The following is a 13,448-nucleotide window of genomic DNA, read 5'->3' on the forward strand; positions in this document are numbered from 1 at the left end:
TTTCTGTTTCCTACACAAGCTTCATCGGGCGGTTCTATTAAATTATTCCTCTGATAATGCTTCCGCAGCTTCAATTTTAGATGCCAAATAAGCTGGATAATAAACCGACATACTCACCAAAACAAAAATCAACAAAACACTCAATCCAAGAGCCTGCAAAAAGATATGGGTTTCAACAGGATATAGATCGAGTAGAGGAATCTGTATCATTAAAATAATGGCAGGAATAAGCGCCAGAATAGTCAAGGACCAAGATTCTAGTAAAAGTAATAAATATAGCTTTTGAGCACTGGAACCCATGGCTCTTCGGATGCCCAATTCTCCTTTTCTGCGCTTCACACTGTAACCAAAAATACCAATCATACCTAAGATGATGTTCACGATTAAGAAAACAGCAAAGAAACCCACCATAGTCATTTCAATATTGGTTTCAGCCACCACATCTTGTTTTTTGGCATTCATGGTGGAAGCATAGCGAATGGCAAATTCTTCTTTATTAAAATATAGATGAATGGTTTTTGCCAATTGAGAAGGATTTGCTAAATACTCATCTTTATATTTGACCACCATATCTGCAGACCAGGTACTACTAAAATCTCTAGGATAGCAAAGTGAAGAATAATTTTCTTCATATTCATTTCTTTTCAGCATTTCATAAACACCAACTACTAGTTTGTCACCATTATTATCAATAATTTTACTGATAGCATCTTCTGGACTATCAAACAAAGCTTCTGCCAATTTCCTATCAATAACAACAGGAGTATTTGCACTCTGATAATCATCCTCAAACCATTTCCCAGCTATCATTTCCAACTGAAAAATACGCCCAAAATTTTCATCAACACCACGCAAAACTGTACTTTCGTGAACGCTGTCGTATATACTGGTATTCATGCTCATAGACCAAATATATGGGATTGCATTTTGAGAAAACGAAACTTGTTCAACCTCGGGATTTGATAATACTTCTTTTCTTAGCGCCACTAACCTTTCTATAAAATCCACATCCTTGAAATCCTTCTGATTGATACGAAGATGAAACATATTATCAATTTCAGCACCTGTACCACCAGCATAAAGCTCGTATTTTTCTATCATGTAAACTGAGCTTATTAATAGAATGACGAATAAGAAAAACAATTCAAGAATGATATAAGTATTCTTGAGCTTTTGATTCCAAATTAACTTAAAACTATGTTTGATCATAATTCACCTCCTTTTAAAACATCTATGGCTTCTACCCTCGACATTTTAAGGGCAGGTATCATTCCCGATAATAAACTTAACACTAAGGACACAAACAAACTAACTAGAAATAAGCCATAGTTAAGCTGAATCTGGACATTGTTTCCAGCATCACTAAATAAAGCACTTTTTAAAGCAGATTCAAACCCATAAACAATAGTAACTGCCAAAACTAAACCCAAGATGGCTCCCAAAAAAGTAAGCAATGTGTTTTCGTAAAGAATTTGTTTAATTAAACCCACCCTTGTTGCACCAAAGGCTTTTCTTACTCCTATTTCTTCTGAACGCTCATGAATCCTAATCAGCTGAATACTAACTAAATTTAGTGCTGGAAGAAATAAAACCAATAAAAACTTAGCTAAAATAATCAATATGGCTCTAGTATTTCCCTTGTATTCATCTGGTCTCTCCCAACCTTTCAAGTAATAAGATAAGGCACTATCTGGTCCGCCAAGATGCAATTCATAACCCTCCTCTAGAAGCGGTAATATTTTCCTTCTCACGGCTTCTACTTCTGCTATTATTTCTTCCTTATTTTGATTGTCTTTGGCTAAAAAAACAATGGAATAAGAACCCGTTTGCATCAAGTTTCTTTCTTGACCTTCCAGCAGTGAATAAGGGATAAAAACATTTGCATAAGCTTCCATACAATTACTGGGGACTTCTTTAATAACTCCACATACCTTATAATACTTTCCTGATATTTCAATCAATTCGCCAATTGTTTTTTGGTCTTGAAAAAACCTGTTTTTCACTTTCTCATCAATGACTATTAATGAAGCAGCTTGTTCAACTTCTTCCGGGTTAAATCCTCGTCCTTCTACAAACTCAAAATCAAAAACCTGCCACCAACCAGCATTAACATTTCTCAGTTCATATTCTTCTACTCCGTTTTCCCCAAAGAAGCTCCACGGGGTTTGGCTGCTATAAGCAATCGCTTCGGGGCTTTTCATCTTGGCCAAATAATCCTCAACCAAAGTAAAATTTAATCCCCCCATCGACATATTTTGTTCGGCCACTACTACTTCATTTTTAATAAAGAGCATTTTGTCATTATTTTTTTCAGGACCACCAGGCCTAATGGTAGATTCAATCTTGATGGCGGCAATGAGGATGATCATAATGGTGATACTCACACCAAATAGATTTAAAAACGTGAAGAATTTATTCTGCTGAATAATCTTCAAAAACTGTATAAAACTTGTTTTCCACATAGCTCCGGTTTTTAATTGACTTGTCTACCATCGAAGAAACGGATGATGCGATTAGTTTGCTTGGCCAAATGCTCATCGTGGGTCACCATAACTATGGTCATTTTACCTTCGGTATTCAGTTGATGGAGGATTTCCATAATTTCATGACCCATCTGAGAATCCAAGTTTCCAGTTGGCTCATCTGCCAAAAGTATATCTGGTTTTCCAGAAATAGCTCTTGCTATAGCCACTCTCTGACACTGTCCTCCTGACAATTCCGAAGGGAAATGCTTCATTCGGTGCGAAAGCCCAACTCTTTCTAATGTTTCCTGCGCTATCTTTCTTCTTTGAGATGCAGAAATATTACGATAAAGTAATGGAAGCTCCACATTGTCAATAATATTAAGGGAATTAATGAGGTGAAAACGCTGAAAGATAAATCCTATTTTTTCATTTCTAAACTGAGCTAGCTTTTTGTCTTTTTGGCCTACTATTCTGGTTTCAGCAATACTGATTTCACCTTCTGTAGGCCTGTCCAACAAACCCATGATATTGAGCAAAGTACTCTTACCACAACCCGAAGGTCCCATAACGGAGACAAACTCAGATTTTTTAATCTCCAAATCTACTTGCTCTAATGCAATAGTTTCTATATTTCGGGTTCGATAAATTTTCTGAACACTCTTTAATTGTATCATGATGGTATATTTAAATTTCTGTTTCTAATTGACTTACTAATGCTTCCTGATTGACAAAATCGTAAAGGGTAATCATCCTCAATCGGTGATAATTCACCCAAAAGCTTCCTTTTGCCGACAATAGATCGCGGCTAGCATAATCCTTTTCTTTCTGAGCCATACTTAACTCCAAAACACTCAGGTCGCCTGCCATATATCGTTTATAAGCAATCTCATATCTTTCCTGGGCAATGCTTTCTGCTTCTTCTACCACTTCTATATTCTCTTTCAACATATCAACCACATTCACCAAACTCACTATTTCATTCTCAAAATCTATTTGCTCTTGCAATACCGATGTCTCCTCCAATTCCTTTTTCATGGAAGCTTGTTTGCGTGCGGCATAAGTTCTTCCCCAATCAATGATAGGAATGGCCAGTCCAATTTGTACTGCTGCATGTTGGTTCAGGTCTTGATCCCATTGTGGCAACTCATCGAAATTAGAACCATAACCAATGGTGGCAAATACACTTCCATTTACTCCGGTTGCTCCTTTTACTCTGGCTACTTCTTGATCTGCTTCGAGCAATCTTCTTTTGAATGCGATACTTTCCGGATTATACTCCAATGCATATTTGATGGCCTCCTCAGTTATAATCTCCACATCTGGTATGACAGAAGGGATTTGGGGTTGAAAACCTTCAACATCACCTAAAGAAAGATGAGTAAGTAATCGTAAGGCTGAATTCTCCATTCTTACCTGTGCGGCTTTTAAACTCTTTTTGGCATTTACCAGCATCAACTTCACTTGTAACAATTCATCCTTTGAAACCTGACCTAGATTAAACCTTTCCTCTGTAATCCGAAACAATTCCGTATTCATTTCCATATTGGCATTGGCCATAGTCCATTCATGTCGATCGCTCAAATTTTGGAAAAACATATCCACTGCCATATATGCAGATAATTCTAGATTTCTATCGTATTCTTTTTGAGATTCCACATACAAAACAGGCTCTATCCTCTTATCCCATTTCAATTGATTGAAACGAAATACTGGTAGATGAATTCCAAGTTCCAATGGTTGAGAGCTATAACTATGAGTTTTAGAACTGAAATTATCAAAACGATAGAGGTAAGAACTCATAAATATTTCTGCTCCAATAAAAGGCAAAGGTTGAAGCAAGGAAAGGTTGGCATTGCTGGAATTCTGATTTATGGTTTTAATGGCAATGCTTCCGTCTTCTTGATTTACGGGAGTCACTCCTTTTGTAAAATCTGTAATTTGAGTATCTAATCTCAACTGAGGCTTTAAATTAGACTGATGTATTTGCCAATTCCAATAAGCATTTTTCTTTGTCACATAAGCTTTTCTAGCGCTGAGATTTTCGGTTCTTGCTATCTCCACTACTTCTTCAAGACTTAAAACCACCTGAGCCTTAGAACTGAAGTAAGCAAGGAATACCATTCCTAAAATCCCAATATATCTGATTATTCGCTCCATGATAATGAATTGTATTTTTTATGTTTTTCATTAAAGGCATTACTAATGATAACGATTTCTCCTTCTTGTAATCCAGCAATCACTTCTACAAAATCGAAGTTTGCTCCACCTAGTTTTACTTTTCTCTTTTCTAATTGATCTCCCATTTTCACGAACAAGTCGGTATATCCAGGTCCAAAATAATAATCCCCATTGGCAATACGAAGCCTGTTTTCTTGCTCCGAAAGAATAATCCTCACTTCTACTTTTAATTTGGCCTTGAGGAGTCTGTGTTGAGGATTTTCGAGATTTACAGTATAAGAAATACTTCCGTTATCAACAGATGGTGAAATAGCAGTGACGAGTCCATGGAGTATACTGTCATTAATATCCACCAAAGCTTTTTGTCCCACATATACCTTATCGGCATAACGAGTAGAGATGCTTCCTTCAATTTTAAACCTTTGAGCATCGGCCACATGGGCCAATGCCTGCCCCTCGCTTACATGTTCTCCAGGTTGAACCAATATAGAAGTGATAATTCCATTAATCTTGGGCTGAACAAAAGCTTGACTAATCAAGGTTTCCATTTTCATCTTTTCTTGCTTCTTCAGCTGAAGCTCCAACTCCATGCGCTCTAAATCTAACTTTTGCAGTTTTTTAAAAGACTCAAACTCCCCTTTTTGGTTATTCCGATTGATGGAAGAAAGCTGGTAATCTATTTGTGCTTGATCCACTTTTTGTTGTGAACCTCCTCCAATATTAAATAGGTATTTTTCTTTTTCTAGTTGCGATTGCAATTGCTGCAATTGGATAGAGTCTTTCTTTAGATTATTTCTCAATGCTCTTCGTTTCTGCTGCAACTCCTCTTGGCTTCTGGAAATACTATTTAACTTCAAAGCAATTTCTCTTTCAATTTGAATTTTCTGAGATATTAAATCCTCCACATTAGGAATAAACAGAGTATCGTTTGGTCCAACTATATCACCAGCTGCTTTATTAATCTCTAGAATCTCCGTTGAAATTGAGGAAGTCAGTAATTCTTGATAATAAGGTTCAATGGTGGCATTGCTGGAAAATGAATTCTCCACCTCACCAACAGAAACTGTGCTCAAAAGGACCTTTTTCAACTCAACACTGGGCTTAATATGGTCAATGATATACCAAATAGGAAGTATGATAATGACAATTATTATTGAAAATTTAATCAAACGTTTTTTCCTTTTTGCTATCACAAAATCTTTAGAAAGTTCTCTATCCATGTCTATTAGAATTTGATAGGCTTATTACAATTCAAATGCCAAAACCCCTAACACATACATATACAGACGGGTATGAATTATAGGGTAAAAAAAACTGCCCAATAATGGGCAAGGTGTTCATTCTTAAAAAAACTTGATTAAAAGCTCAAAATAAATGACTATAAGTATTGACATATAGCTGAGATTAATTTTTCATGAAGAAATAGAACATTGCATTAAGTTTTATGATATAGCTATAAATTTGCATCTCATTTTTTAGTAAATTTGATGCCCTTTTCACTAGAAATGAGGATAGAAAGAAAAGAAACTAATTCTAAATATAAAATACAAATGATGAAAAAATTTACTACTCTTTTACTGATGCTTTTGATGTTTATCGGGACGTCTTCACAAGCTCAAGATCTTGTCATCTCAGGTGTCTATGATGGTCCACGTTCCGGTGGAACACCAAAAGGTGTTGAACTTTACGTTCTAGTTAACATTGCAGACTTAAGTGTTTATGGCTTAGGATCTGCAAATAACGGCGGAGGTTCTGACGGAGAAGAATTTACTTTCCCAGCTGATGCTGCCTCTGCAGGTAGCTTTATCTATGTTGCCACCGAAGATGTAGAATTCGCCAATTGGTTTGGATTTGCACCTAATTATACTGATGGTTCTATGGCGATAAATGGAGATGATGCAGTAGAGTTATTTATGAATAGTACAGTAATAGATGTATTTGGTGATATCAACCAAAGTGGTTCAGGACAACCTTGGGAATACCTTGATGGTTGGGCTTATAGAACTAATGGTTCTGGGCCTGATGGTAGTAATTTTGAACTAGGCAACTTCTCTTATAGCGGCCCTAATGTATGGGATGGTGAAGGAAGCCTAACGAATGCAACTTCTGCAACACCTTTCCCAGTTGGAACATATACAGCAGGAGCTGCAACTACAGTTTCTACACCTATCATTTCCCCAGCTTCTGGTGATTATTTTGCCCCAATAACCGTGACCATGACATGTGGAACAGATGATGCAGCCATTTATTACACTACTAATGGTAGTAATCCAACTCAATCTTCTACATTATACACTGCTGGTTTCTCTGTAAGTTCAAACAAAACAGTTAAAGCAAGAGCCTATAAAACAGGCTTAACTGAAAGTGCTATTGCCACTAACAATTATGCTTTCCCATCGGTAACTGATATTTCAAATATTTCTCAATTAAGAAGTCAAACTGTGGGAGATGATTATTATCAATTAACAGGAGAAGCCATTTTAACTTATCAACAGTCATATAGAGGCCAAAAATATATTCAAGATGCTACTGCTGCCATCTTCATTGATGACCTTGATGGAAATATAACAACAACTTACGACCTCTATGATGGAATTACTGGAATTATTGGAAGTCTGAATTTATATGAAGGAATGCTTCAATTTATTCCTATTTCAGATCCTGGTGCTGCAAGTTCAACAGCAAACTCTATTACACCTGAAGTAGTTACATTAGACGATTTATTAAGTGATTTTCAAGATTATCAAGCTGAATTAATAAAAGTTGAGAATGCAATATTTGTTGATGCTGGAGCTGATTTTGAAAACGGAACAATATACGCTATAACTGATGGAAGCAAAGGTTCTTTTAATTTCAGAACTACTTTTTATGATGTAGATTATATTGGAACTGCAATCCCTGCTGGAGCTCAAGACCTAATAATGTTAGCTAATACCACTGACCCTGAGAACGATGATGAAGATGAAAACTTCGTAACCAGCAGAAGCAGTTTAGATATCAATCCTGCATCATCTGCAAACCCAGCCACTCAATTAGACATCACCTCTATCAATGGTGGAAATGCAGTTTACGAAAATCAAGCCTTTACAGTGACTGTTCAAGCTCAAGATGACGATGGTGCTGCTGCCAATGTGGATGCTAATTTAGCCATTAGCCTTTCCTTGGGAACGGGTTCAGGTAACTTAGGTGGAACATTAACAGGAACCATTGCTGCAGGAACTAGTACCATTACTATTAGTGGTGTCACTTATGGCCCTCATGAAAATGGCGTGATATTAAATGTATCTGGTGGAGGTTTAGAATCTGGCTCAAGTGCAGCTTTCAATGTTTTAGAGGTCATCATTCCAGAAATTGTTATTTCTGAAATCATGTATAAAGCAATGGGTGGAAGTGAAGATTCACTAGAATATATTGAGTTCTATAATAATGGTTCAACAGCTATAAACCTTGAAAATTACACAATGTCTAAAGGTGTGGTTCATACTTTTGGTAATGTTTCAATAGGATCCGGAGCTTATTTACTACTTGCAAGAGACGCTGATGCTGTTTCAGAATTACTTGGTGTTAACGCTGAAGAATGGACTTCTAATAGCCTCAGCAATAGCGGAGAAGAAATCGAACTTTCAGATCCATTAGGTAATGTAGTTAGTTATGTAGATTATGGAACTGGCGGAGATTGGCCATCATTAGAAGATGGTAAATCGATTCGTTTCTGTAATCCAGGTCTAGCCAATAACGACCCTGCCAATTGGAGCATAAGTATAGAGTTCTTAACAACAATTGGAACTGGAGATGAAGCTATAGATATCTATGGAACGCCTATGGCAAGTTGTGGTGTAGCTCCTCTAGTTGCTGAGTTTTCTGCTAGTTCAACAAGTATAGAAACAGGACAAAGTATTGACTTCACAGACCTTTCTACAGGAAACCCTACTTCTTGGTCTTGGACATTCGAAGGTGGGACTCCCTCAAGTTCAACTAGTCAGAACCCTCAAGATATCGTTTATAATACTGCTGGTGTTTATGATGTAATTCTTACCATCTCAACTGATGATGATAATAATACAGAAACCAAAACGAATTATATCACAGTTGTTGATCCAATCACCCCTCCTATTGCTGCTTTCACTGCCAACCTAACTACCATTTTCGTTGGACAAAGTGTTCAGTTTACCAGTACATCAGCTAATGATCCAGATACTTATTCATGGACATTTGAAGGCGGAACTCCTGCAACATCAAGCAATCAAAATCCTAATATTTCTTATAGCACAGCTGGGATTTATGATGTATCATTAACTGTTGCCAATGGTGGTGGTTCTAATGAACTGGTTGAAATGGATTATATCACAGTATTGCCTGCCACATTAGGTGATTTAGTAATTACTGAAATCATGTACAATCCGCCAGAAGCTGGTGATGATGTTTTGGAATATATTGAGATTTATAATAATTCTGAAGAAACAGTAGACCTAATAGGTTATAATTTTACTGCAGGTATCGAATACACATTCCCTACAATGGATCTTGCAAGTGGAGCCTATGTATTAGTTGCCAAAGATGCTAATGCCATGCAAACTGTTTTAGGTATTACTGCATTACAATGGACTTCGGGAAGTTTAAGTAATAGTGGTGAATTAATCAAATTAAGCTCTCCAACAGGTATAACTATCGACTCTATTCCTTATGCAATATCTAGCCCATGGCCAGAAGATGGTAATGGTAACGGACCTTCTATCGCCATTTGTGATCCTGAAGTAGAGAATTCAATTGGTGAAAACTGGCACGCCTCCACAAAGTATTTAACAGATAATGCTGGTGATGCTATTTATGGGTCTCCTGGAACTGCTTCAGCTCCTGTAGCTCATTTCTCAGCAAACGAAACCTCTATATTTATCACAGAAGATGTTCAGTTTACAAACCTATCTACTTGTAATTACACTAGTATTGAATGGACATTTGAAGGAGGAACACCGAGTACTTCCAGTGATGAGAATCCTGTAGTTTCATACGACAATGAAGGTGTTTTCGATGTGACATTAACCGTAACCAATGCTATAGGTAGTCACACCATAGAGATGGTAGATTATATTGAAGTAATAGATCCAACTATTGCTCCAATTGCTAATTTTTCTGCGAATCTGACTACGATATTCGTTGGACAAAGTGTTCTGTACACTGACCTTTCTGAAAACGAACCTGTTACTTACAGCTGGACATTCGAAGGCGGAACGCCAGTTTCTTCCTCATTACAAAACCCAAGTGTTACATATAATGCACCTGGCATTTTTGATGTAACCCTATTTGTAGAAAACACAGCTGGTGATGATGAAATGGTGAAAACAGATTATATCACTGTATTACCAGCCACCGTTGGAGATTTAGTGATTACTGAAATCATGTACAACCCACCAGAATCTGGTGATGATTCATTAGAATATATTGAAATCTATAATAACTCAGCTAATATTGTAAACCTATTGGGTTATACCTTCTCTGATGGAGTAGAGTTTACTTTCCCTAATATGAGTTTAGCCATTAATGATTATCTTGTTATTGCTAAAAATGCCAATGCTATGCAAAACACCTTAGGTGTTACTGCAATAGAGTGGACATCTGGAAGCCTGAGTAATGGCGGAGAGTTAATTAAGATTATTTCTGCCTCAGGCATTACAGTAGATTCAGTTCCTTATAGTGATATGACTCCATGGCCAGAGGATGGAGATGGAACAGGACCTTCTATTACTATTTGTGATCCAGAAGCAGAAAACTCAGTGGGTGAGAATTGGCATGCATCAGTAAACTATTTAGCCGATAATACCAATGGTGATGCTATATACGGCACTCCAGGAACCGGCCCCGTAGCTGTTGCAAATTTCACAGCCAACGATCAGTTACCCAGTGTTGGTGGCCAGGTAGAATTCACAGAACTATCCACTTGTAATGCTGAATCTTTTGAATGGACATTTGAAGGTGGTACACCAGGAAGTTCGACAGAGCCAAATCCATCAATTACATATGCTATGGCTGGTGATTTTGATGTGACTTTAACAGTAACAAATGCTATAGGAAGTCACACCATCACGTTGGAAGAGTATATTAGAGTAGGTGTTGGTATTGCTGAACAAACTTTAGCAGAAATTTCAATTATGCCTAATCCATCTACTGGATTATTCACATTAGAAAACCCCTCTAATAATGAAATCTCTGCCGTGGTATATAATGTACTTGGTAAGTTAGTTTACGAGAAGCATTCAGTACTATCACATGAAGTTATTGATTTAACTAGAGAAGAAAGCGGTATCTATCTGTTACAATTGAGTATAGATGGTGAATACAAAACCATGAGAATTATCAAACAATAAATAAATCATATAAAGCTGTCGCAAAATGTTTTTTTATCTTTGCGATAGCTTTATTTACAAAAACTAATTAAACATTATGCATATGAAAAAATTTACTTTTGTATGGGCAGCTTTATTAATAGCTACCTTGGGATTAAATGCCCAAAATCTTATTGAAAACCCAGGTTTTGAAACATGGACCGGTGGACAACCTGACACATGGGTAACCGCTGGTGATGCCATTACCCTATCACAGAATACTACAAACGTACAAGAGGGAAGTTCTAGTTGTCAGGTTGTATTTACCAGCCAAGATAATCAAAATCTTCAATCCAACACGTTTGCCGTAAGCGCTGGCGATCCTATAGCTACAAGCGTTTATATATATGATAATGATGTTGCAGGACGAGCTCGTCTTTCTGTATTATTCGAAGGTGCTGATAACTATTATGGTGAATACAGTGAAGATATGGGCAGCTGGCAAATGATCAGTTATGAAGGAACAGTTCCCGATGGGGCAACTACTGCCACATATCAAATTCGTTTCTATGACGTATCGGATAACTGGGATGGTGATGCCGAAATCTTAGTAGACAACTGTAGTTTTATCATTGATAATGCTATCAAGCCAGAACCCACTAATTACCCAACAGCTTTTGCTGCTGCCGCAAATGGTGCTGCTGTTAATGCTTCTTGGACTGATTCTGAAGGTGGACAGCTTCCTCAGTTTTATTTAGTAATGGCTTCTACTTCAGCAAACTTCACTGTACCTGTAGACGGAACGCCAGTAGCCGATGATGCAGATCTTTCTGACGGAACCGCTGTTTTAAATGTTGCTTTTGGTAGTCAGTCTGCTTCTTTCTCTGGCGTATCACCTGCTACAGAATACTTTTTCATCATATTCCCTTATACCAATAGTGGTGCTGATATCGATTATAAAACTGATGGTAGTGCTCCTGCTGCATCTTTAACAATGCCAGATGTATCCATTATTGATTTCGTTGACTTTGAAGACAACACGTTAGGTGACTGGTCTGGCATCAACGTAAATGGCGCCCAAGTTTGGGAAGTTGTAGCTTATGGAAACCCTGGCAATTGTGCTAAGATGGCAGGTTATGATGGTGGTGCATTTGACAATGAAGATTGGTTAGTTTCACCAACATATGACTTTGATACCTATTCAAACATCACTTTTTCATTCGATAATGCAATGAATTATGATGGCCCTGAAATGTTATTCTATATTTCATCTGACTATACTGATGACGTTACTACAGCTACTTGGACTGAATTAGCCTTCGAGGCTAGCCCTGGTGGATCTTGGGATTATGTTAATTCTGGTGAAATTGATCTTGACTCCTACACTGGAACAGTAAATATAGCATTTAAATACACCTCTACTACATCTGGTGCTGCTACTTGGGAATTAGATAATCTATTGTTAACTGGTACTATGTCTAGCTCAGTTAATGAAGAAGAATTAACAGCTATTAATGTTTATCCTAACCCTGGTAATGGAGTTTATAATATAAACAATACTCAACAAACCAAGTTGAACATCAGTGTTTATAATATCTTAGGAGAATTGGTTTATGAAACTATTTCTTCAGAGCAATTAATAAACTTAGATATTCAAAATCAGAATGATGGTGTTTATTTAGTTCAATTAACAGGACAAGGAAATACAAAAACTGTTTCTGTAATTAAGAAATAATTTATTTCTTATATATGCTCGATTGAGCCTGTTAAGAATTAATTTGATATAAGGAACAAAATGATGCTTTTATAGCTATTTTTGTTCCTTATTTTTATGGCAAAGAAAAAACAAAAATACTACGTCGTTTGGAAAGGACACCATCCTGGCATATACGAGAGCTGGGCTGAATGCCAACAACATATTAATGGCTACCCCAGTCCTATCTATAAATCATTCGATAATGGTGAGGAAGCCTCGAAGGCATATCGAGAAAACCCTTCTAATTACATTGGTAAAAAGGGAAAGAAGAACCTAAAAGAACTGATTCTCCCAGAGGATGAAAAACCTAATCTTTTCAGTCTTTCCGTTGATGCTGCCTGCAGTGGAAATCCTGGAATCATGGAGTATCAAGGGGTTTTTACCGAAACAGAAACCAAAGTTTTTCATTTAGGCCCTTTCCCTGTGGCTACGGTAAATATTGGAGAGTTTTTAGCCTTGGTTCATGCATTGGCTTATTTAAAGAAGAACAAACTGACCATGCCCATTTACACAGATTCGAGAACGGCAATGTCATGGGTTAAACGAAAACAAATCAAAACCAATCTGCCTCGAAACCAACAAACTGAAAAGCTCTTTCAACTGGTGGACAGAGCCCTTTTTTGGCTTCATGACAACTCTTTTACCACAGAAATACTAAAATGGGAAACCAGAACCTGGGGAGAAATACCTGCAGACTTTGGAAGGAAATAAAAAAGGCTGAATCTTAAG

General features: G+C 37.1%; 8 protein-coding genes. 3 read left to right on the forward strand and 5 right to left on the reverse strand.

All coding sequences use genetic code 11. The features are described 5' to 3' along the window. Positions 1 to 42: 42 nt before the first annotated feature. From HNS38_RS07685 to HNS38_RS07705, 5 genes are read right to left on the reverse strand one after another with little or no spacing between them, the layout of a single operon-like run. Positions 43 to 1,209, reverse strand: a complete 1,167-nt coding sequence (locus HNS38_RS07685) for an ABC transporter permease (RefSeq protein WP_172346234.1) — start codon at positions 1,207 to 1,209, stop codon at positions 43 to 45. Then, positions 1,206 to 2,462, reverse strand: coding sequence for an ABC transporter permease (locus HNS38_RS07690; protein ID WP_172276412.1), 1,257 nt, complete (start codon positions 2,460 to 2,462; stop codon positions 1,206 to 1,208). Before HNS38_RS07690 ends, HNS38_RS07685 begins: the two co-directional genes overlap by 4 nt. Positions 2,463 to 2,473: 11 nt before the next feature. After that, entirely contained in the window at positions 2,474 to 3,139 is a 666-nt protein-coding gene (locus HNS38_RS07695; RefSeq protein ID WP_172346235.1) for an ABC transporter ATP-binding protein, read from the reverse strand. Between the two features lie 10 nt (positions 3,140 to 3,149). Beyond that, positions 3,150 to 4,622, reverse strand: coding sequence for a TolC family protein (locus HNS38_RS07700; RefSeq protein WP_172346236.1), 1,473 nt, complete (start codon positions 4,620 to 4,622; stop codon positions 3,150 to 3,152). Beyond that, positions 4,610 to 5,863: an efflux RND transporter periplasmic adaptor subunit gene (locus tag HNS38_RS07705; protein ID WP_172346237.1), complete on the reverse strand. Its 1,254-nt coding sequence runs from the start codon at positions 5,861 to 5,863 to the stop codon at positions 4,610 to 4,612. Before HNS38_RS07705 ends, HNS38_RS07700 begins: the two co-directional genes overlap by 13 nt. Before the next feature lie 333 nt (positions 5,864 to 6,196). On the opposite strand from HNS38_RS07705, the gene HNS38_RS07710 reads away from it, so the two are divergent. From HNS38_RS07710 to HNS38_RS07720, 3 genes are all read left to right on the forward strand, one after another. Further along, positions 6,197 to 11,005, forward strand: a complete 4,809-nt coding sequence (locus HNS38_RS07710; protein WP_172346238.1) for a lamin tail domain-containing protein — start codon at positions 6,197 to 6,199, stop codon at positions 11,003 to 11,005. Positions 11,006 to 11,087: 82 nt separating this feature from the next. Next, a complete protein-coding gene (locus tag HNS38_RS07715) occupies positions 11,088 to 12,698 on the forward strand; it encodes a T9SS-dependent choice-of-anchor J family protein (RefSeq protein ID WP_172346239.1) in 1,611 nt (536 codons plus the stop codon). Positions 12,699 to 12,794: 96 nt separating this feature from the next. Continuing rightward, entirely contained in the window at positions 12,795 to 13,430 is a 636-nt protein-coding gene (locus tag HNS38_RS07720; RefSeq protein WP_172276424.1) for a viroplasmin family protein, read from the forward strand. The last annotated feature ends 18 nt before the right edge of the window (positions 13,431 to 13,448 follow it).

The sequence above is a fragment of the Lentimicrobium sp. L6 genome (assembly GCF_013166655.1).
Lineage (GTDB): Bacteria > Bacteroidota > Bacteroidia > Bacteroidales > UBA12170 > UBA12170.

Excerpts from the sequence above, each read along its gene's own strand:
- HNS38_RS07690 (WP_172276412.1), bottom strand. The coding sequence starts at position 2,462 with ATGTGGAAAACAAGTTTTATACAGTTTTTGAAGATTATTCAGCAGAAT.
- HNS38_RS07720 (WP_172276424.1), top strand. The coding sequence starts at position 12,795 with ATGGCAAAGAAAAAACAAAAATACTACGTCGTTTGGAAAGGACACCAT.
- HNS38_RS07705 (WP_172346237.1), bottom strand. The coding sequence starts at position 5,863 with ATGGATAGAGAACTTTCTAAAGATTTTGTGATAGCAAAAAGGAAAAAA.
- HNS38_RS07710 (WP_172346238.1), top strand. The coding sequence starts at position 6,197 with ATGAAAAAATTTACTACTCTTTTACTGATGCTTTTGATGTTTATCGGG.
- HNS38_RS07700 (WP_172346236.1), bottom strand. The coding sequence starts at position 4,622 with ATGGAGCGAATAATCAGATATATTGGGATTTTAGGAATGGTATTCCTT.
- HNS38_RS07695 (WP_172346235.1), bottom strand. The coding sequence starts at position 3,139 with ATGATACAATTAAAGAGTGTTCAGAAAATTTATCGAACCCGAAATATA.
- HNS38_RS07685 (WP_172346234.1), bottom strand. The coding sequence starts at position 1,209 with ATGATCAAACATAGTTTTAAGTTAATTTGGAATCAAAAGCTCAAGAAT.
- HNS38_RS07715 (WP_172346239.1), top strand. The coding sequence starts at position 11,088 with ATGAAAAAATTTACTTTTGTATGGGCAGCTTTATTAATAGCTACCTTG.